Genomic DNA, 21940 nt, shown 5'->3' with positions numbered 1-21940 from the left:
ACACTTATGCAAGACCGTTTAATCAGTGGAGCAGAAAAACCAGAAGATCATTTTGATCGGGCGATTCGACCAACTTCACTTGCCGACTATATTGGGCAACCTGTAGTACGCGAACAAATGGAAATTTTCATTGGCGCTGCTCGCGGTCGTGGTGAAGCACTCGATCACACGCTGATTTTTGGTCCACCCGGCTTGGGTAAAACCACACTTGCCAACATTATTGCGCGTGAAATGGGCGGTAATCTTAAATCTACTTCGGGGCCAGTTTTGGAGCGTGCGGGCGACTTAGCTGCAATGCTTACCAACCTTGAAGAAGGCGATGTCTTGTTCATTGACGAAATTCATCGTCTTTCTCCAGTTATTGAAGAAATTCTTTACCCAGCGATGGAAGATTACCAACTGGATATCATGATTGGTGAAGGTCCTGCTGCTCGCTCAATCAAACTGGATTTACCACCTTTTACACTCGTCGCTGCGACTACACGTGCGGGCTTGCTTACTTCGCCACTACGTGACCGTTTCGGTATTGTACAACGTCTTGAGTTTTACTCTGTAGAAGACCTCACTCACATCGTGTCGCGCTCTGCAAACTTAATGAATGTGCCAATTACAGTTGAGGGTGCAGAAGAAGTTGCACGCCGTGCACGTGGAACACCTCGTATTGCCAATCGTCTATTACGTCGTGTGCGTGACTATGCACAAGTAAAAGGTACAGGTGAAGTGACACATGACATGGCGCAACGTGCTCTTGATATGCTCAATGTTGATAAGGCAGGCTTAGACACCCTAGACCGACGTTATTTGAGCATGCTACTAGAGCGTTTTGATGGTGGTCCTGCTGGAGTTGAAGCGCTAGCAGCAGCAATGGCTGAAGATAGCGGCACTCTTGAAGACGTTCTTGAACCGTATTTAATTCAACAAGGTTATGTCATGCGTACTGCTCGAGGTCGTATTGCTACCAATCAATCTTATTTACAGTTTGGACTGACCCCACCTGAGCCTAAAAACTAGCCAAAGGAAGAGAATTTTCTCTTCCTTTTTTAATTTAACTATTCTATTTAACTAAAATAATAATTGTCTTATCAATCAATTAGTGACTCGATACCTTTTAAGTCTTTCTTTATACCTTATTGATTTTTTAATATTTTTAAAAACTGAATTATAAGAAATCAAGATATTAAATCTTATGAACAATAATATTTTTAGGATAAGGACATGTATAAGAAAGCCGCTTTATTTTTGCCACTCGCCCTTATAAGTCAGCTAAGCCTAGCAGATTGGGTCAATGATGCTGCTCAACAAAATGAAAATCAGATTATTCAGCTAAGACAAAACATTCACCAACATCCGGAACTGGGCAATATGGAGTTTAAAACATCAGCCCTTGTTCAAAAAGAATTGAAATCTTATGGCATTCAGGTCAAAACTGGTTATGCAAAAACTGGCGTAATCGGTATTTTAAAAGGCGACAAACCCGGCCCTATCATCGCACTTAGAGCTGATATGGATGCTCTGCCGATGGAAGAAAAAAGCGGCCTACCCTTTGCAAGTAAACAAAAAGCAATTTATCAAGGCAAAGAAACTTATGTGATGCATGCTTGCGGACATGATGCACACACTGCAATGTTATTAGGCGCAGCAAAAATTTTGGCTGCTAATAAAGATAAAATATTGGGCACAGTTGTTTTTGTTTTTCAACCTGCTGAAGAAGGTGGTGCAGATATAGATAACTTTACTCATGGCGATCAAATCGGTTCTAGAAAAATGATCGCAGACGGCGCCTTTAAAGACTATAAGCCAGAAGCTATTTTTGGAATGCATGTCATGGCAGGCATGAAAAGTGGTCATCTTTACTATAAAGATGGGGCCATTTTAAATAGTGCAGATCACTTACGTATTCAGGTCAATGGCAAACAGGTACATGGCTCTACCCCATGGTTAGGCAAAGATCCAATTTATGCATCTGCACTGATGATTAATAATTTACAAAGTCTTATTAGCCGAAGAACAGATCTGACTGAAGGTATGGGCGTAATCACTATCGGCAATATTCAAGGTGGCACTGCAGGAAATGTAATTCCTGAACAGGTCAATATGATCGGGACTATTCGCTCCAATAACGAGCAAATAAGAAATAATATCTTAAAAAGCTTACCGGTCATGATAGAGCATAATGCTCAAGCCAATGATGTAACTGCTAAAGTTGAAATTGCACCTTATGCACCAGTGACCATGAATGATAAAACCCTTACTCAACTTATTCAGCCAACTTTAGCCAAAGTTGCTGGAGATTCAAAATTACATGTTTTAGATCATAATGCGAGTGCAAGTGAAGATTTTGCATATTATGGCAAACTGATGCCTTCATTCTTTGTTTTCTTAGGAGCTACACCAGAAAATCAAGATTTAAGTCAGGCTGCACCGAATCACAATCCTTATTTTATTGTAGATGACAAGGCCTTAAAAACAGGAACCGAGTTACATGTAAGGTTCGTATTAGATTATCCGAATATATCAAAACAAGTTCAAACCACATGGAAACCATCATAATTTAAAAGCATGCTAGCCATAAGATGTACTGTTTTTAGACTAGAAATACAGCGATCGCAATTGAAAGGTTGTGCCATAGGACTTAGTATGCAATCTGCTAAACTGCCCCGTATTTAAAGCATATACGTGGCTTCGAATAAAATTGATGTTTTATTCAGCAGTCATATTTTAAATGCAAAGCTCTATAGTGAACTAAAACGGAATCCTCTCATGGCGAATCATTTTGAATTCAACATTCGTGTTTATATTGAAGATACGGACGCAGGTGGTATTGTTTACCATGCCAACCACATTCGCTATATGGAACGTACACGTACTGAATGGCTCCGTGCTTCTGGCGTTGATCATTACTGGCACCAAAAAGACTACAACTTTGTTGTACACAAAATTGACGTAAAATACATGCGTCCTATTTTAATGGATGATTTAATTACTGTTACAGCACGTGTAGTTTCATGTAAAGCTGCGTCATTTGTGTTGCAACAAAATATTTATCGTGGTGAAATCTTGCTTGCTTCTGGCGAGGTTGAGTTGGCATGTTTAAGTAAAGAACTGATAGCTCGTCGTCTTCCAGAAGAAATACGTGATCTTATTCGTAAAGAATTGGAACAAGACTAAAAAAACAACCGGCATATGTAACTATGGCAACAAACATTGAATCAACCCTGCATATTTCTGACCTTATTTTACAGGCAAGTCCAGTCGTTCAGTTGGTCATGCTAATTTTATTATTAGCATCAATCTTTAGTTGGTATCTGATTGCCAAGTTACATATGAGTTATAAAAAAGCACATCAAGAAGATGAACATTTCCAGAAAATGTTCTGGTCTGGTGCTGAACTCAATACGCTTTACAACAATGCTCAACTCAACTCAAAACGCTCAGGTCTTGAAGATATTTTTTATCAAGGGTTGAGTGAATTTTTTAAACTTAAAAAACGTCAGGCCCCTGTTTCACAAACAATTGAAGGGACTGAACGTATTTTACGTGTAGGTTTGAGTCGTGATCAGAGCCATTTAGAATATGGCTTAGGTAGTTTAGCAAGTATCGGTTCTGTAGCTCCTTATATTGGTCTATTCGGAACTGTTTGGGGCATTATGAATGCCTTTATCGGTTTAGCCGCTGTTGATCAAGTTACTCTGGCAACTGTTGCGCCGGGTATTGCCGAAGCACTTATTGCAACCGCAATTGGTTTATTTGCTGCAATTCCTGCTGTATTGGCTTTTAACCATTTCACATCTAAAAGCGAAAGTGTTTACTCTGATCGAGCTTTATTTGCTGAAGAGATGATTGCTTTATTGCAACGTCAGTCTGTGGGTTCATCACAGGAAGATGCATAATGGCAATTCAGCGTTCAGGGCGCTTTGAGCGCATAAAAAAACCACTAAAAAGTGATATGAACGTCGTACCCTATATTGACGTTATGCTCGTACTTTTGGTTATTTTCATGGTGACTGCTCCCATGATTACTAGTGGTATTAAAGTCGATTTACCTCAAGCAAATAACCATCCAATCGAATCAAAAGATATGCCTGCTATGGTAACGATTGGTAAAGATGGCAATATTTATCTTCAGTATGAAGATTACAAAGATAGTGAGCCATTATCTCGTGAAAAACTTGAAGAAGTTTTAAGCGATGCTCAAAAACAAGCTGAACAAGAAAATAAACAACTCACAGTTTTAGTCAATGGTGATAAGTCTCGTCCTTATGGAGAGGTCGTATCACTGATGGCAAGTTTACAAGAAGCAGGTTTAACTCAAGTTGGCCTTCTGACAGAGCCTTTAAAATAAGCTATGAATAAAAATCAAAAGCCACACTTTAAACAAAATGCGATTGCATTGAGCTTTACAATTGGAGTTCATGCAATTGCTATTGTTGGCTTGCTTTTTTTAGGCTTGAGTAAACCACCTGAACAGCCAAAAAAGCTAACAACTATTTTAGTTAAGCCAGAAGATTTACCTCCTCCTTTAGCGAAAGAAATTGAACAAGAGACAACTGCTACAAATGAAGCAAAAGAGGTGTTAAGCCCTATTGTGGATGAAACTCTTCCTCAAAATCTTCCAGCAGTGCCCCCTCCTCCGACTGCACAGCAGCTCGCTGCTGAAAAGCAAAAAGCTGAACAGGCACAACAAGCAAAATTAGCTGAACAAAAGCGTAAAGCTGAAGAGGCTGCAAAAGCTAAACAAGCAGCAGAACAGCAACGTATAGAAGAAATACAAAAGCAGCAAGCTGAAGCTAAACGCCAAGCTGAGGCTAAAACAAAATCTGAAGCCGAACAAAAACGCAAAGCCGAACAAAGGGCGAAAGCTGAAGCAGATGCTAAGGCTAGACAAAAAGTCGTTGAAGAGGCTAAGCGTAAAGCTGAGACCGATGCAAAGCTGAAACGTGAGGCTCAAAAGTCTGAAAATGCTAAACTTTTAGCCCAGCAAGAAGCTAAACGTAAAGCCGATGCAGATGCGAAAGCTAAGCAACAAAAAGCTAATGACGATGCTAAACGTAAAGCTGACGCCGATGCAAAAGCTAAGCAACAAAAAGCCAATGACGACGCTAAACGTAAAGCCGATGCCGATGCGAAAGCTAAGCAACAAAAAGCTAATGACGACGCTAAACGTAAAGCTGACGCCGATGCAAAAGCTAAGCAGCAAAAAGCAAATGAAGATGCCAAACGTAAAGCTGACGCCGATGCAAAAGCTAAACAGCAAAAAGCCAATGACGACGCTAAACGCAAAGCTGATGCCGATGCAAAAGCTAAACAGCAAAAAGCCAATGACGACGCTAAACGTAAAGCTGATGCAGATGCAAAAGCTAAACAGCAAAAAGCCAATGACGACGCTAAACGTAAAGCTGACGCCGATGCAAAAGCTAAGCAGCAAAAAGCTGCTGATGATGCTAAACGTAAAGCTGAAGCAGAGGCCGAAGCGAAAGCTGCATCTGCTCAAAAAGCACAAGAAGAGGCAGCTCAAAAGAAAGCTGAGGCTAAAAAAGTTGCTTCTTCAGCTAGACGTGATTTTGAGCAAAAAATTCGACGCTCTTGGGATGTTCCGACGGGCAGTAGTGGTAAAACAGTTGGTGTTCGTTTTACCCTCTCAGATTCGGGAAGTGTCAATTCAATTGTAATCACGCGTTCAAGCGGAGATGATGCTTTAGATGCAAGTATTAAGGCCGCAATTCAAGCCTCTGCGCCATATCCTATGCCATCAGACCCAGATGCAAGGCGCGAAGCAAGAAGTGTTACCTCTACATTTAGAGCGCAATAATTTTGAAAGAGTTACATGCTTTAAATAGTTTAAGGCATGTAACTATGCTACAAAATCAACAGTCACAAAAATACCAGCTATGACTTTAAACTTATGAATACGAGCCGCAAACACCTGCTATCTTTAGCATTGATCACCGCATTAAGCCCTCTAGCTCCTACAGCTGCTTTTGCCCAGTTATATCTGGAAATTGCTAAAGCACCAGATCAGGCACCTAAAATTGCTATTGTCCCGTTTAACAATGACAATGGGCTCTCTCCTATTGTTGAAACTGACTTAAACCGTTCTGGACGCTTTACAAGCTCATCTAAAAATTTACCTGCTAATGCTGCAATCAATCAGATTCAAGCTTCTGACTGGCAAGCTGCCGGAATTCCATATGTAGTTACAGGACAAATTAAACAAACAGCTACGGGTTTTGAAGTTCATTACCAACTTTATGATGTACAAAAGCAGCAATACATTTTAAATGAACTTTTAAATGTACCAGTTTCACGTATACGTCAAGCTGGCCATATGGTAAGTGATGCTATTTATCAGGCACTTACAGGCATTCCGGGTGATTTTAGTGGCCGTATTGCCTATGTACTCAGAAATCCGGCAACTCCTGCAGAACGTTATACTTTACAAATTGCAGATACGGATGGTGAACAACCAAAAACTGTTTTGTCATCTCGTGATCCAATTCTTTCACCAGCATGGACACCAGATGCTAAGAAAATTGCTTATGTTTCATTTGAAACCAAACGTCCAGCAATTTATTTACAAGATTTATCTACAGGGACGCGTGAAGTACTCACAAGCTTTAAAGGCCTAAATGGCGCACCGAGTTTTTCACCTGATGGTCAATCAATGCTATTTACAGCATCTATGAATGGCAACCCTGAAATCTATCAAATGGATTTATCAACTCGCCAAGTCAAACGTATGACAAATGACTCGGCAATTGATACCGAAGCACGTTATACACCAGATGGAAAATCGTTTATTTTTACTTCTGACCGTGGTGGTTCTGCCCAAATCTATCGTTATACCTTTGCTGATGGCTCAGTAAAACGTCTAACGTTTAAAGGTTCATTTAATGCACGTGGAACTCTGAGTGCAGATGGCAAAAAGATTGCTCTTGTTCATCGCCCAAGTGGCAGCAGTTATAAAGTTGCAATTCAGGACATTAATACTGGCATCACCAATATTCTTACCCCAACCAGTTTAGATGAATCACCAAGTTTCTCACCAAATGGGCAAATGGTGGTCTACGCAACTCGTGAAGGCAACCGTGGCTTGTTGTCTATTATGTCTACTGATGGACGTTTCCGTATGAATTTACCAAGTGAACAAGGTGAAGTACGTGAACCGGCATGGGCACCAAAATAACTTTTAATTCCATTGATGGAGATGATCATGAAATCAATCAAATATTTAGCTTTACCCTTTCTTAGCGTAGCACTTGTGATGACAGGTTGTGCTAGCCGCAAACCGGCAGCGACTACAACAACTGGTACAAATCCAAGTACGGTAAACACTTCTGGTTTAAGTGAAGATGCAGCATTAAATGCTCAAAATTTGGCAGGTGCTTCATCGAAAGGTGTAACTGAGGCAAATAAAGCTGCTTTGGCTAAACGCGTTGTTCATTTTGATTATGACAGCAGTGACTTATCTACTGAAGACTATCAAACTCTCCAAGCTCACGCACAATTTCTTATGGCAAATGCAAATTCAAAAGTTGCTTTAACTGGTCATACAGATGAACGTGGTACACGTGAGTACAATATGGCTTTAGGTGAGCGTCGTGCTAAAGCTGTGCAAAGTTATTTAATTACCAATGGCGTAAACCCACAGCAACTTGAAGCTGTAAGTTATGGTAAAGAAGCTCCTGTTAATGCAGGACATGATGAATCTGCGTGGAAAGAAAACCGCCGCGTTGAAATTAATTATGAAGCAGTACCCCCTTTATTAAAATAAAGAATATGCATAAAAAAACGCTCATATTTTTATGAGCGTTTTTTTATAACAACAAAACTTAGGAAGATTTCTTTTCTTCTTCAGAATGTTGCATCGATTCAATCAAATCATGCTTATTAAAATCTTTATATTCAGGTTTTGCCTCATAATCTTTCCAAGCATCCTGAACATTCTCTTTCGAAATTTCATCTAGATTGATTGGTTCACCTGCCGTTGGGGTCGCATCAAACTTCTTTGTTGTCATTTCGATTCTCCTAAAATATACAGTCCGTTGTTATATAATCAACATACCACTTAAAATGGGGGTTGTAAGCATAAATCCAACACAAATAAAGTAAGATAATTTTTATTTTGTGACATTCTCATCTAGAATATGCCACGTATTTATCTGACTCATTTTGATGCTTGAAGCACAGGAGCTATTTTCTATGTCCAACCTCACCTTGTCCCAATTTTTAGAACAACAAAAAGGGAATCTAACACCGGAGTTGGCTCAAGTCATCGATACTATCGCCACAACCTGTAAAACTATCGATCAAGCCTTACAAAAAGGTGCGCTCGCTGGTATTTTAGGAAGTGCTGGTAATGAAAATGTTCAAGGTGAAACGCAGAAAAAACTTGATGTGATTTCTAATGACTATTTAATCGATGCATTAAAAGTTCATCCACAAGTAGGTGGTCTTGCTTCTGAAGAGCTTGATGAATTCACACCAGCCCAAGAAAATGGTAAATATCTAGTTTTGTTTGACCCATTAGATGGTTCAAGTAACATCGATATTAATATGTGTGTAGGTACAATTTTCTCTATTCTGCCGGCAAAAAATGCGGTAACACAAGCAGAAGATTTCATGCAAGCTGGTACACAGCAAGTTGCTGCTGGTTATGTACTTTATGGCCCATCAACCATGATGGCTTTAACAGTTGGAAATGGCGTAGCATTCTTTACTTTAGACCCAGAAACTCAAACATTCTTGCTCACTACTGACAATGTTCAAGTTGCAGCAGATACTCAAGAGTTTGCAATTAACGCTTCTAATCAGCGTCATTGGGAAGATCCTGTAAAACAATATATTGATGAATTACTTGCAGGTAAAACCTCTGTTCGTGAAAAAGATTTCAACATGCGCTGGGTAGCATGTATGGTGGGTGATATTCACCGTATTTTATGCCGCAGTGGTATTTTCCTTTATCCATATGACTTAAAAGATCCGAAAAAAGCGGGTCGCTTACGTTTAATGTATGAGGCGAATCCAATGAGTATGCTCATTGAACAAGCTGGTGGCGCATCAACTACAGGCCGTGTTCGCATTTTAGACATCGAACCAACAGAACTTCATCAACGAGTTCCTGTGATTATTGGCTCTAAAAATGAAGTTGAACGCGTAACAAGCTATCATTAATAATTTTAATTACTTAGGGCATCATAGTATGATGGTGCCCTTTTGTTGGATATTTCCTTATGGCTGTTATTTTTTTAGAATCAAAAGACAATGCAAAAATTAAACATTTGCGTGGATTAATCGAACTTAGTAACGCCCGAAAAAAACACCAGCAAACAGTTCTTGAAGGCACTCATCTTTGTTTAGCTTGGCTACAGCAACAGAAGAAGCTTTTCTCTTTATTTACAACAGAACAAGCATTAGAACACGACGATTTAAAAGAAATAATCGAACTGCATCAAGGTCATATCTTTGTTATTAGTGAAGTCTTATATAGAGATTTGAGTACATTAGGTACGAGTCTGCCTTGTTTAGCTATTATCGATTTACCTAAAACTGCATCAACGATCGATTACAACGTAGATACTTTAATTCTGGAGAATATCCAAGATCCTGGTAACGTAGGCACATTGCTACGTTCAGCAGCAGCAGCAAATATTAAACAAATTATTTGCACACAAGGCTCTGCATCACTTTGGTCTCCGCGAGTTTTAAGAGCAGGTATGGGAGCCCATTTTAGCTTACATTGTTTTGAAAACTTCCAACTCACAGATATTCTTCCAAAATTTCAAATCCCAGTTTTTGTTACAAGCTCACATCGCTCAACAAGCCTCTACTCACAAGATCTTTCAAAACCCTGTGTATGGATTTTAGGAAACGAAGGTCAAGGTGCTAGTGATTACGCATTAGATCACGCACAATCAGTGACTATTCCTCAACCAGGTGGACAAGAGTCATTAAACGTAGCAATTGCAGGATCTATTTGTTTTTTTGAAATGGTTCGTCAACGCCAATAAAACGTTAATTTATTTTACATCTCACATATTTGTGAAAAAAATCAATTACACTAGTAAAAAATAGCCGATTGTTGTCAACCTCCCACCTCTTTTCAACGTTATATAAGAGATATATTGAAGATAAGGTGGGTATGTCCAATGACAGGATTTTCCATCTCCATGGATTTAGCACCGAAAAAGTCTCGATCGGAAACATCTAGTGCTCATGCAAGCACGGCTGAGCAACGCCTGAAAGTTTTCATGCAAGATGTAACTGGTCGTGCTTTGGTGATGATGGAGAGTGCTACCCAAGGTCAACAAGGTATTGCAATGGATTTGGTTCAAGAAGCATTTATTGCTTTACACAAATCTTATGCCGATAAAAGTACTGAAGAATGGTATCCCCTGTTTTATACGATTTTAAACAACAAACTTCAGGATTGGCGCCGCAAAGAATCTCGTAGAGCAAACCCATTTTCATTCTTCAAAAAAGTTAGTCTGGACAATGACGACGACGAAATTATTGATGTAGTTGATGAAAAAGCCATTAATCCTGCGGATTTTCTCGATCAAGCAGTGACTATCGAAGAAATTCGAGAAGCGATTTCAAAGCTACCAGTTCGTCAACAACAGGCTTTTATGTTACGTGCGTGGGAAGGTTTTGACACACACACAACAGCTCAGATCATGAACTGTACCGAAGGTAGTGTAAAAACCCATTATCACCGAGCAATTCAGGGACTTAGAGAGTACTTGGCCCATTTAAATCCCTTGGGAGGTTCTGATGAATCATGATGATTTCACTAAAAAGGTGACGTCTAAACTTGATAGTTTGGCACATCACCATAAAAATAAAACAGTGGTCATGAATCATGTGCTTGACCATATTCAACAAAAACCAGCCTCTTTTTATAGTGTCTGGAAAATGTCTGGTTTTGCACTTGCAGCAGCGATCACAGGTTTTGTAATTTTACCTAATTCAGCAGATATTGTTGATAAGCCGCAGAATCAAGTGATTGTAAATCCTAAATTATCTCCACAAATGGTGGAAGATTTAGAAATGCTAATGGTCTTGGGTGAGGATAAAGTACAACATGGCAGCTAAAAAATTAGCTCTTATCCTTTGTTCATTAAGTTTCTTGCAAACTAGTTTTGCAGGTTTTGAACGATTTTGGATTTTTTCTAAAGATGCCAATACACAAGTTGATGACACATGGAATGCTCTTTCTGAAGAGGAACAACGTGCAGTTATTAAACGTTACCAGAGCTTAAAAGAGTTACCAGCGAATCAAAGTACGAACCTACAGCAACGTATGGACTGGTTTACTCAGCTCCCCGATGCTGAAAAAGAAAAAATGCGTGAAGCATGGCAAAAAATGAGTACACAAGAGCGTAATGATTTACGCCAGCGTATGCTTAAAGCGAATGGTGAAGAAAGAACAGCTATTCGTGAAGAATATATGAATAAGTATTTAGAACATTAATATAAGTATATGAAGTTCACACACCGTGAGTTTCATGACTTATATACTTTCCATAAAAAAGCCTCCAATTGGAGGCTTTTATTTTATATAATTTATTTACGGTAGCGTCTATAGACCGCTAAACCAAGTAAAGATGCTATAGATAAAATTCCTAAGCTACCACCACCGCCCCCACTTCGAGAATCATCAGTAGTAGTTGCGGTACTTATTAGATTAATTGTCCCAGGTTTCGCTGAAATTAATCCATTAGCATCATAGACATTATAAGATAGTGTATCGTTAAAAGTGTTAAAGACATTTTTAGCTTGAATATAAATATTACCACCGTAACATGTATTTTTACTGTCTTTACCAGGACACGGTCCTTCTCGATCTGCTTTAACGACCGTAAAAATTCCATCTTTCGAAGTTTTGCTTGGTAAATAGATGGGTAACTCTATACCTTTTTCATTTACCCAAAATTGAGGCTTATCAGGCTTTGTAATAAGTGTACTAACTGGCCCATCACCATCATCATTCGCATATTTGAGTAAATTCAAAGGGATCATTTCATTTGCTAAATACTTAAATGTTATTGTGCCATCTCCAGAAACAGGAGCAATATTTGCAAATTTTGCTTTAATTAATCCACTACTAAGTTCCACACCTGCTTTAGTGGTAATTGTATATTTACAAAATTCATTAGTTGTACTTGAAGTAGGATCATCATCAACACGATAAAAAAGAATTTGCTGTACTGCTGGATTCCACACACATCTCTGGTTTTTCTTAGTCTCTGTTTTAGGATCTAAATCTTCTACTTTTTGTGCCACACCCAAAGGTTCTGCTTTAACATTATAATCAGCCGTATTAAAAAACTTTAATACATGGTTAATGTCTTCAGTTGGTAGAGGAAAACCATAATTTTTTAAATCAATGTAAATTGCTCGATATTTTGTATTTACATGAGCCGTATCATTTTTAAACTTATCAAGTAAATCCTTAAATTCAGCTAAACGGACTTTATAGTAAACGATAAAGTTTGATGGTGTAGTTGGATCTTTAAGCAGGCTATCATACAAATCATAGCTTTTTTGATATGTCTCTATTAAAGTCGTAAATGAAATATTACCTAAACCTTCTAGATCACCTGCCGTAAGTTTCATTAATTCAACTGAACCAATATCACAACTATTTTTATTTAAAGTTTGATAATAGTATGTATTACTAACCAATCTAGCTAACCCACGCTGATCTTGAGGTTGGCAGGTAACTTTACTTTCTAAATCTACATCAATTAAGTCTTCTGCTGAAAAATTATTTTTAGGATAGTAAATTGGTAAAAAACCATTATTTTCATTAGGCCCTTTTATAAGCTCTAATAAAGTATTTAAAGTATTATTTTTTACATCAAGATTAGTGTTGCCCTCAGGAACTACTTCTTTAGGTACATCACATTTTGGTGCATTGCCTGTTAAATTTAACGCATTAAACCTCAAATCTAGTCCAGTATCTTTTTCCTCAGCTGCTGCTCCAAGTAAATATCGACAAGCATAAGACCCGTTATTAAAAGCTAATACATTAAAATCTAATTTTTTATTACCTAATTTATCATATAAAAAAGTTGTGTTTGCTGAGTTCTCAACAATCGTATTATTTTGCAATATTAAACTACTAGCCGAACTTAAATTACTGGTTTGATTTTTTGCTGGATCAGCATCTCCTGTAAATTTAAGAATACTACCGTTAGTCGGACTCGCAATATTTTGTGCAATTGTATTATTTGTAAAGGAGGCTGTAGGGCTACCACAAAAATTAAAAGCACTTATCGAACTAGTCGATCCATTATTAACAAAACTATTTGAATCCAATGATATAGTACGTGCGCTATATGAGGTATTAAACATACAACTCATTGCCAGAATACTACCATCAGTTGACGTTTGGCCATTATTTTGAATTAAAGAATGACTCATCGTTAAACTAGCAGTATTACCCCCAAGGTAAATCGCTCCACCTTTAGAAGCCTGTGAGTTCAATATTTGACTATTTTTTAAAGTTACATCGGCGCCAGCATAAATTGCACCACCAGATTCAGTAGTTTTACCATTTTCTAAAATAATATTAGTTAATGTTAACGGTTGCTGATAAATAGCCGTATTAAAGATACGTGATTTCCCCCCAGCATTTATACGAGTTTCAAGCGCCTTTTGGGCTGGATAGTCATTCGTTAAAACTCCTTTTCGCTCCCAATCTGTCGCTTCTTTCCCAATAATATTCAAACCAATTTTAGGGGTTAATTCTTTATTTAAGGTGTAAGTACCACCTTCCAGTTGAATTGTATAGTTTGCATCAATTGCAGAAACTTCACATCCACCATAAGATTTACGCATTTCTGCTGCCGTAATAGCTTCACGTAAAGAACATGCATTCATGTTCTCATTATCTTCATCAGCAAATGTTGTAACTTTTATTGTTGTTTGAGCCATTAAAGGCATTGCTGCGATAACAGTAATTACACCCAGTGCTTTTTGATAATTTTTCATAGCCCACATCCCTGTTTATGACTTGAAACGGCGTAATGCAATTAATCCAAATAACCCTAAAATTAAACCACCGCCTACACTTCCCCCACCGCCAGTACTCACCGATTTATCTTCAATTCCAGATAAAGGTTCCTGAACAATTCTTGTTGGGATAGTAATATATTGAAAATCTTCACCCTCATTAAAACGAGATACGCTAGTAACTACTTGAATACTAAAAATATCTGCACCATGCCAATTTCCATTTGGCGTATAAATCACATTACCATTTTGATCTAAGGCTATAGTGCCTTTTGAAACTGGTGTATCTGTACTTTGTCTAACTTTAAGACATCCTGGTTGCCAGTCTTTGCGATCAGTACGCTCACCAAACAATCGCTTACACGTAGCAGGCGTAACCAAATCAGCTTCACTTAAAGAACCTAAAATACCGAATTTTGCAACCTGACCATATTTAATATCTTGACCAACTGAAGAGACTTCACTATCTACAATATATTCGATTGCACCTAAATCACAGAGCTCATCATATCCACTCCGACTCTTACCACGTTGATCGTATCTTTCACAACTCGCTAAACCAATTGAAGAGCCATCACTATAAAGACGTCCTTTATTAATGATCAATGATTCAGCTAAATTTTTATAATTCTCAAGTAATCGTGGTCTAAAGAAACCCAGAAAGCTATTTTTTGGCGTGTTATAAGGGCATAACAATCCATTTTGAGCAGTTACATCGCACACACCTTCATCAGTATCTCCCGCAATTAATTTTTCATTAGCGGGATAAAGAATATTAGGAAGCTTTGAGGTCGCATTCCGGTTACATTCAGCGGTAACCAAATTACTTTGTATAATTGCTTTATCGCTTGTACCTACCTGACAATTTAGAGTATTCCCTACTAATATACTGTTTGAAACAGAAGCATTTCCTTGAGGAGCATCAAGAAATAGACCTTTGTCATTTTTAATCATAGTGATGTTATTAACAAACATCCCATCTCGGATATTTGCAATAAAACCACCTTTATTATGAAAAATTGTACTATTACTTAATCCAATAGCACGTGAAGTTAAATATCCCCCAGTACTTTCATCTGCAAACTTAGTTTGAACATACAATAAAGCGTTATCTGCGGCTGTAACTTCATTATCACGTAAAACAGATTGAGTAATGTAATAAAGAGGCATTTCACTATATAAAACTGCTCCCTGACCCGCTTTATTATTCTGTATTAAATTATTGGTAAGGGTAACTGTACCAGCTGTTCTTGTAGTATTAGATAAATTACCAGCATTATAAATTGCACCACCACGAGTGGCGTAACCATTAAGCAAACGTGAATTTTTAATAGTTAATTGTTCATGGTTATAAATTAACCCGCCATCTAATGCTGAAGTTTTAGAGCCAGCCCCTTGTAAATTAAGGTCACTCAAAGAAACTGAGAAAGAGGCTTTTTCAACATTATTATCATCAATTTTAAACAGGCGGTCTGTACCTGCCATTTTAATGCTAGCGTTATGGGTTCCTGGAGCATCATTATCAATAAAACTAGAGTCACTCTCTGTAAGAATATTGAGAGGCCCTGTAATTGTTATACTTGTATTCAATGCATATTCTTTATCACGCTTCAAAATAATATTTGAAGAGGCGTCTTTACCTCCGCATCCGTGATAACCAGTTGCATATTTTTCAACATCAGCAGCATTGGAAGATGCTCGATAATTAAGAAACTGTACGGCCTCACGCAACGTACATAGCGTATCGTCTTTATCTTCATCAATTAAGCTTGTGACTTGAATATCGGCAGAATAAGCGTGTCCAGCAGCAGCCAATAAAGCAAAAGCAATGCTCCGTTTGAGCATACCCATCTCCTTACATCTTTTTTCATTTTTTTTGTCAATATTGCAAAAATTTCACTTTTGCAATCGCATCCTTTGTGCGTACTTTGTCACAGCAAGTAGAATTTCTCAAGACATTTTGGTCGGTCTGTAGAGTCATTTTTGAACCAGATTACAAAAAGCTTCATACATTCAAAAAACTTTTTTAAATACAAAAATTGACTCATTTAAAAATTAGAAGGAAATTTAAAAAGATGTAAATGCAAGTACTCTGAAATTAGAAATCTTGTGCCAAAGACTCTATTTTTAATAGGTTTTTATAAATTTAGGCAAGGCAATAAAGCAGAATGAAAGAATATCTATTGTTGATATTCATCAATCAAAGCATAAATTTGCCTTAAAGTTGCATTCGAAAGTTTTGTTTTTTCGCCTTTGAGTAATTTTTCTAATTGGGCAACTGTCTGTAGTAAAAGAGAAGCTTGATGAGGGCCATGTAACAATAAATAGTCAACAATTTGCTGATCAAAATGAATACCACGTCTAGACATTACAGATGTAACCAAAGCATAGCGATCCGCATATAAACTTCCACTCGGTACCTTAACACTGACAGCTTGGGTAAGTCGTGATTGTAAGTCTGGTAATTCCAACTTTAATTCGATAGGTGCTACACGCGAAGAAAATACCAACTGCCCTTCGTGATTATTCATTAAATGAAAGACAGCTTTTTGCCAATGGGGCACACCACTAATCGATTCAATATCATCCAGAGCAACAAGGTCATAATGCTCTAAAGATGTAATTGCTTCGATAGGAGCATCCAGGAGTTCAAGCAAAGAAACTTTAATCGCAGATTTGCCTATTTCTAAATAAGAGTCACAAATTGCGGAAAGTAAATGACTCTTACCTGTCCCTGCCCCACCATAGATATAAAACCTACTGACTAGACCAGCATGTAGTTGACGCACAGCATCGACTACATTCCCCCAACTTGGTCCCGAGAAATCACTGATTCGGGCATCAAGTTGAGGTTCTATATCCAGTTGGAGTTGACGCATATATCGAATTAACCTTGAAATTATTTCTGGTCAGATGGTTTCAGTTTATCTGTATCTTGCTGTGTTTTAACCTCAAGATCAAGCTTAGTGCTTTCGGTTTCTACATGAATTTGCTCAATATCACCTTGTTGTATGACTAACGCAGACGGTGAAGCGTAAAGTGAGCTTCTTTCATAGTTATCTCTTAAGTGTTTCAACAACACTACAATAACAGCCGCAACAGGCAATGCAATTAACATTCCCAAGAACCCTGCAAGCTGCGCGCCTGCCAATACTGCAAAAACAACTGCTACAGGAGATAGACCAATTTTATCGCCCAGTAAGAATGGCTGTAGAATATAGCCCTCTACCGCTTGGCCAATCATAAAAACTACACCAACGAGTAATAAATGCATCCAGTCCAATCCGAACTGGAACAAGCTTGCGATAACCGCTGCAATAATACCTACTGCAAACCCTAAATAAGGAATAATACTAGCAAGGCCAGCCACCATACCAATAATAAGACCAACTTCCAAACCAATAAGCTGCAAACCAACCGCATATACTATGCCTAGCAATAGCATGACGAGAAACTGACCTTTAACAAATGCCCCTAAAACACTATGGCATTCACCAACGATCTGCAAAGTAGTTGCTTCATATTGACGTGGAATGAGACGACGTAAGTTCTGTAACATACGATCCCAGTCTAGTAAAAAATAAAAAGCAATAATTGGAATTAAAACGACTGTTCCACCAATCTGAATAAAATTCAAACCAGACTGGGCCAATTTTAATAACACTGACTGAATACTATCGGCACTATAATTGGTTTGAACATATTCCATCACAGCTTTTGACATCTGCTCTGTGTCAATTTCCATTGCCTGAAGATTAAAAGTTGAAGATACCCAAGGCAAAAAGGTAGCGTTAATCCAGTGAATACCAGCTGGAATACTATCTCGGGCATAAACCAATTGTTTCCAGATTAGAGGGACCAAATACCACAAAGCGATGGTTAGAGTTACACCTATTCCTATAAACACCACGCTAATTGCTAACCAGCGAGGCAATTTGATTTTTACCAGAACATCAACAAGTGGACTGAATAAATAAGCCAGGAAAAAAGCGCCGATAAAAGGAATGACTACAGGCTTGAGTAAGTACAATACCCATACCAGCAATACAATACCTGCGAGTAAAAAAATACGGCGCAGTATACGATCTTGCATAAAATCTAGCCTTTTTTGATTTAATCGTTATAAATGAAAAAATATTTTTATTAAAGATAGCATTTTCGAGCATAAATAACATAAGAGTTTCGTATATTCAGGTTATAATCTGCCGCCAATGCGGAGACTTCATTTATGAGCAACTCAACTTCTACCCCAAATACCGGTTTAAGCTATAAAGATGCGGGTGTCGACATTGAAGCGGGCGACGCACTGGTCGATCGTATCAAGTCAGTCGCTAAACGTACAAGTCGTCCTGAAGTAATGGGCGGTCTTGGTGGCTTTGGTGCACTATGCAAAATTCCTAAAGGTTATGAAGAGCCTGTTTTAGTTTCTGGAACCGATGGTGTAGGAACTAAATTACGTTTGGCACTTAATCTTAATCGTCATGACACAATCGGCCAAGATCTTGTGGCTATGTGTGTAAATGACCTTTTAGTTTGTGGTGCAGAACCATTATTCTTCCTTGATTATTATGCAACTGGTCACTTAAATGTTGACGTTGCTGCAAATGTTGTTACTGGTATTGGTAAAGGTTGTGAGCTTGCAGGTTGCGCACTTGTAGGTGGGGAAACCGCAGAAATGCCAGGCATGTATGAAGGCGAAGATTACGATCTTGCTGGTTTTGCTGTTGGTGTTGTTGAGCAAAGTAAAATTATTGATGGCTCTAAAGTAAAGTCTGGTGATGTGCTTATTGGTGTTGCATCAAGTGGTGCTCACTCAAATGGTTATTCATTATTACGTAAAATTTTAGACGTTAAAAATGTTGATTTAACTCAAACGATTGATGGCCGTCCTCTTGCTGATGTAGCAATGGAGCCAACTCGTATTTATGTAAAACCAGTTCTTGAGCTATGCAAACAAGTTGATGTACATGCTATGGCACACATCACTGGTGGCGGTTTACCAGGTAACTTACCTCGTGTATTACCAAATGGTGCACAAGCTGTCATTGATGAAGCTTCTTGGGAATGGTCTGAATTATTCCAACTTCTACAACGCGAAGGCAATGTAGAACGCTTTGAAATGTACCGTACGTTTAACTGTGGCGTAGGTATGGTCATTGCTGTTGATGCAAATGATGCAGAAAAAGCAATTGAAGTGCTTAATGCTCAAGGTGAAAAAGCTTGGAAAATCGGACACATCCAAGAAAATGCTGAATCAGTAGAAGGTGCAGACGAAAAAATTCGTGTGATCTTTGCATGATAAAAATTGCTGTTCTAGTCTCTGGGAACGGCAGTAATTTACAAGCCTTGATAGATGCAAATCTATCAGGGCAAATTGTAGGTGTACTGTCTAATAAAGCAGATGCTTATGCCCTAGAGCGTGCTGAAAAAGCTAATATTGCTACGGCTGTTATTTCGCATAAAGACTTTCCAACTCGTGAAGTGTTTGATGAAGCAATGCATCAACAACTCTTAGCTTGGCAAGTGGATGTAGTTATTTTAGCCGGCTTCATGCGCATTTTAACTCCCACCTTTGTCAATAAATGGCAAGGGAAAATGCTGAACATACATCCTTCACTTCTTCCAGCTTACAAAGGCGTGAATACTCATCAACGTGTTTTAAATACAGGTGATCGTTTACATGGTTGTACCGTACACTTTGTAACTGCTGAACTAGATTCCGGTCAATCAATTGCTCAATCAGCCGTTGAAGTAAAAGAACATGATACTGCCGCTTCATTAGCAGATCGAGTACATACACTTGAGCACTTTATTTACCCACAAGTAGCAGAGTGGTTATGTAACGGTCAACTTACATGGAAAAATGGTCAAGCTTATTTCCGTGATCAAGTTCTTAAACACCCTATTCGTTTTGCAAATTGGTAAAGCATTTTACTTACAAGCAGAAATAAAAAAAGGACATGCTAGCATGTCCTTTTTTTATAAGTTTAAAAATTAATTTGGCTGAGTATGAATCAATTTCTTTATAGAGTTTACTGTATCAGTAGGATGTTCTAGAGGGAACATATGCCCCCCTTCAACCACAGTAAACGGAATTCCCATTTTTCGCTTTGCCATTTGAGGAAAGCCTCTTTTTAAGAAATCACTTCCTTTACCCACAACTAAATGTACGGGCATCTTAGGTTTTGGCATAGGTAGCCACCACCAAGAAGGATTTTTTCGGAAAATTGCAACTTCATCTTCACGAGAAATAGTTAAAGTAACTCCACCGCGGACCGAGTCTTCTTTTAAAGCATAGTCAATGTAAGCTTGAAAACAATCTTCATCAAAATCTTTATAAAAGCCTTTAGGACGCAGTAATTCGGCCGCCTGTTCTCTCGATTCCCAATGTTCACGACGACGTGCAGATAAACCTGCTGGTGTCATCGCATCAACTAATTTAGGACGAAATAGTTTTGCCATGTGAAATGCAAATGAATATCGTCCTAAAATAAGAGGCGGGTCTAACATAATCACTTGAGAAAAGAGTTCAGGGCGCTGAAAAGATGCCATCAACGTTAAAACCGAACCAAGAGAATGCCCAAGTCCAATAACTTTACGTCCTTTCGCCTGCCGCACAATACTGTCAATTACCTGATCAACCAAAGCAGGCCAATGGTTAGTCACAGGATAACGTTTATCAGGACCAATCAGGGGAACATAAATAATGTCATATTCCCCTTTCAACTGGTCAAACAGTTTTTGATACACTTTTGAGGGTACGCCATTCGCATGAGCAAAGTGTATAACTGGTTTCATTGACATACCGCTATCCTAAAACAGATTTTATTGTAATTTTGCGCTTTGACGAGTCTGCACTTCTTGAGCAATAGATTCACTTACCCCTTGCCCTATTTGTGCACCCATACGACCTAAAATTGATTGTAATGGGTTACGCTCAATTGTGTAGTCAACTTTATTATCAAGGTTTAGTTCACGCATCAAGCTCGTAATGTTACCTGAACGGTCAGCAACACCTAACTGAATTGCTTGGTCACCAGTCCAGAACAAACCAGAAAAAATAGCTGGATCATTCGATTTCAAACGCTTTCCACGTCCTTCTTTGACTGCGGTAATAAAATGAGTATGAACATTATCAAGAACAGATTGAATGTGCTGCTTTTGCACAGGATCAATCGGTTTTGTCATACTTAAAATGTCTTTATTCGTTCCTGCTGTTAAAGTGCGATCTTCAATACCAAGTTTCTGTGCTAAACCAGTAATCCCATAGTTAGGCATAATGACACCAATTGAGCCCACTAAACTCGATGGATTAACAATAATCTCATCTGCAGCAGAAGCGATATAGTACGCACCCGATGCACCCATATCACCAATAACGGCGTAAACCTTTTTATCTGGATGCTGTTTTTTTAAATAACGAATTTCCTGCCAGATTTCATCAGACTGAACTGGAGAACCGCCTGGTGAGTTAATATTAAGTGCAACAGCTTTACTATTTGATGCCTCAAAAGCACGCTTAAGCGCTTTATTGGTATCTTCACTATTCACAGATTGATTGCTTGAAGCATCAATAGTTCCAATAATATCTACCACTGCCAGATGAGCACTGCTGCTACTTACAGCAGATCCTTCTTTACTGGTTGAGCAGCCTTTACCCATGAGTACAATAATGAATAACAAATAAATAAAAGTTAATGTTTTAAAGAAGATACCCCAACGGCGACTTCGACGCTGTTCCTCTACAGAGGCAAGTACAGCCTTCTCGAGAATTTGCCATTCTGGTCCATTTTGTTTAGGGATTATAGGTTCATTTTGTGGTTTTGGCGGCCAATCGGACATAAAATTCCAATCCAAATTAATCTAAAATGATGTCATTATATACGTTGATTTGATAAAAACTGTCTAAATAATATGATTTCAT

Annotated in this window: 22 protein-coding genes; 15 read left to right on the top strand and 7 right to left on the bottom strand. The window is 38.4% G+C overall.

The window, feature by feature from the left end:
- Positions 1-6 precede the first annotated feature (6 nt).
- From ruvB to pal, 8 genes are all read left to right on the top strand, one after another.
- Complete coding sequence (ruvB, locus tag MKL38_RS05445; RefSeq protein WP_004643694.1) at positions 7-1011, top strand: Holliday junction branch migration DNA helicase RuvB; 1005 nt, start codon at positions 7-9, stop codon at positions 1009-1011.
- Between the two features lie 204 nt (positions 1012-1215).
- Positions 1216-2550 carry a M20 family metallopeptidase gene (locus MKL38_RS05440; RefSeq protein WP_270902753.1) on the top strand — a complete coding sequence of 445 codons (1335 nt, stop codon included), beginning with the start codon at positions 1216-1218 and terminating at the stop codon, positions 2548-2550.
- A gap of 210 nt (positions 2551-2760) precedes the next feature.
- Complete coding sequence (ybgC, locus tag MKL38_RS05435) at positions 2761-3168, top strand: tol-pal system-associated acyl-CoA thioesterase (protein ID WP_004643695.1); 408 nt, start codon at positions 2761-2763, stop codon at positions 3166-3168.
- A gap of 23 nt (positions 3169-3191) precedes the next feature.
- A complete protein-coding gene (gene tolQ / locus MKL38_RS05430) occupies positions 3192-3890 on the top strand; it encodes a protein TolQ (RefSeq protein WP_003650232.1) in 699 nt (232 codons plus the stop codon).
- Positions 3890-4342: a protein TolR gene (gene tolR, locus MKL38_RS05425; RefSeq protein WP_003650231.1), complete on the top strand. Its 453-nt coding sequence runs from the start codon at positions 3890-3892 to the stop codon at positions 4340-4342. The genes tolQ and tolR overlap by 1 nt, the downstream gene beginning before the upstream one ends.
- Positions 4343-4345: 3 nt before the next feature.
- Entirely contained in the window at positions 4346-5809 is a 1464-nt protein-coding gene (gene tolA, locus MKL38_RS05420; protein WP_270902752.1) for a cell envelope integrity protein TolA, read from the top strand.
- Between the two features lie 93 nt (positions 5810-5902).
- Positions 5903-7183: a Tol-Pal system beta propeller repeat protein TolB gene (gene tolB / locus MKL38_RS05415; RefSeq protein ID WP_270902751.1), complete on the top strand. Its 1281-nt coding sequence runs from the start codon at positions 5903-5905 to the stop codon at positions 7181-7183.
- Between the two features lie 27 nt (positions 7184-7210).
- Entirely contained in the window at positions 7211-7771 is a 561-nt protein-coding gene (gene pal, locus MKL38_RS05410) for a peptidoglycan-associated lipoprotein Pal (RefSeq protein WP_009393712.1), read from the top strand.
- A 58-nt stretch (positions 7772-7829) separates the two neighbouring features.
- Here the strand turns inward: pal and MKL38_RS05405 are convergent, their stop codons facing one another.
- Entirely contained in the window at positions 7830-8015 is a 186-nt protein-coding gene (locus MKL38_RS05405; protein WP_003650227.1) for an NF038105 family protein, read from the bottom strand.
- Between the two features lie 184 nt (positions 8016-8199).
- On the opposite strand from MKL38_RS05405, the gene MKL38_RS05400 reads away from it, so the two are divergent.
- The 5 genes from MKL38_RS05400 (at position 8200) to MKL38_RS05380 (ending at position 11470) form a co-directional block, all read left to right on the top strand.
- On the top strand, positions 8200-9171 hold the full coding sequence (locus tag MKL38_RS05400; protein ID WP_045429509.1) for a class 1 fructose-bisphosphatase: 972 nt from the start codon (positions 8200-8202) through the stop codon (positions 9169-9171).
- A 59-nt stretch (positions 9172-9230) separates the two neighbouring features.
- Entirely contained in the window at positions 9231-10007 is a 777-nt protein-coding gene (locus MKL38_RS05395) for a TrmH family RNA methyltransferase (RefSeq protein ID WP_270902750.1), read from the top strand.
- Positions 10008-10166: 159 nt separating this feature from the next.
- The gene (locus MKL38_RS05390) at positions 10167-10781 is read left to right on the top strand and encodes an RNA polymerase sigma factor (RefSeq protein WP_005045802.1); all 615 of its coding nucleotides are present in this window, start codon (positions 10167-10169) and stop codon (positions 10779-10781) included.
- Positions 10771-11091, top strand: a complete 321-nt coding sequence (locus MKL38_RS05385) for a hypothetical protein (RefSeq protein ID WP_004643705.1) — start codon at positions 10771-10773, stop codon at positions 11089-11091. The genes MKL38_RS05390 and MKL38_RS05385 overlap by 11 nt, the downstream gene beginning before the upstream one ends.
- Positions 11081-11470: a DUF3106 domain-containing protein gene (locus MKL38_RS05380; RefSeq protein WP_004790640.1), complete on the top strand. Its 390-nt coding sequence runs from the start codon at positions 11081-11083 to the stop codon at positions 11468-11470. The genes MKL38_RS05385 and MKL38_RS05380 overlap by 11 nt, the downstream gene beginning before the upstream one ends.
- A 92-nt stretch (positions 11471-11562) precedes the next feature.
- On the opposite strand, the gene MKL38_RS05375 is transcribed toward MKL38_RS05380, so the two are convergent.
- The 4 genes from MKL38_RS05375 to cxpE all read right to left on the bottom strand — a co-directional run bounded on the left by MKL38_RS05375 (position 11563) and on the right by cxpE (position 18109).
- Positions 11563-13995, bottom strand: a complete 2433-nt coding sequence (locus MKL38_RS05375) for a CSLREA domain-containing protein (RefSeq protein ID WP_270902749.1) — start codon at positions 13993-13995, stop codon at positions 11563-11565.
- 15 nt (positions 13996-14010) lie between these two features.
- Positions 14011-15861, bottom strand: a complete 1851-nt coding sequence (gene rbtA / locus MKL38_RS05370; RefSeq protein WP_270902748.1) for a rhombotarget A — start codon at positions 15859-15861, stop codon at positions 14011-14013.
- 335 nt (positions 15862-16196) lie between these two features.
- Complete coding sequence (gene hda, locus MKL38_RS05365) at positions 16197-16895, bottom strand: DnaA regulatory inactivator Hda (protein WP_003650214.1); 699 nt, start codon at positions 16893-16895, stop codon at positions 16197-16199.
- Between the two features lie 20 nt (positions 16896-16915).
- Positions 16916-18109, bottom strand: a complete 1194-nt coding sequence (gene cxpE / locus MKL38_RS05360; RefSeq protein WP_045429480.1) for a chloramphenicol efflux transporter CxpE — start codon at positions 18107-18109, stop codon at positions 16916-16918.
- A gap of 135 nt (positions 18110-18244) precedes the next feature.
- Between cxpE and purM the strand changes: the two genes are divergently transcribed.
- Together purM and purN are read left to right on the top strand one after the other, a co-directional pair.
- A complete protein-coding gene (gene purM / locus MKL38_RS05355) occupies positions 18245-19315 on the top strand; it encodes a phosphoribosylformylglycinamidine cyclo-ligase (protein WP_004643711.1) in 1071 nt (356 codons plus the stop codon).
- Complete coding sequence (purN, locus tag MKL38_RS05350) at positions 19312-19941, top strand: phosphoribosylglycinamide formyltransferase (RefSeq protein WP_270902747.1); 630 nt, start codon at positions 19312-19314, stop codon at positions 19939-19941. The genes purM and purN overlap by 4 nt, the downstream gene beginning before the upstream one ends.
- Positions 19942-20010: 69 nt before the next feature.
- Here purN and MKL38_RS05345 read toward each other — a convergent pair whose 3' ends face one another.
- Entirely contained in the window at positions 20011-20820 is an 810-nt protein-coding gene (locus MKL38_RS05345; protein WP_270902746.1) for an alpha/beta fold hydrolase, read from the bottom strand.
- Positions 20821-20841: 21 nt separating this feature from the next.
- Positions 20842-21858, bottom strand: coding sequence for a signal peptide peptidase SppA (gene sppA, locus MKL38_RS05340; protein ID WP_017387852.1), 1017 nt, complete (start codon positions 21856-21858; stop codon positions 20842-20844).
- Positions 21859-21940: the final 82 nt, after the last annotated feature.

Source organism: Acinetobacter sp. AOR14_HL (assembly GCF_027855175.1).
GTDB classification, from domain to species: domain Bacteria; phylum Pseudomonadota; class Gammaproteobacteria; order Pseudomonadales; family Moraxellaceae; genus Acinetobacter; species Acinetobacter calcoaceticus.
Note: the sequence above shows the minus strand (reverse complement) of the source record. Positions and strands in the feature narration are given on the sequence as shown.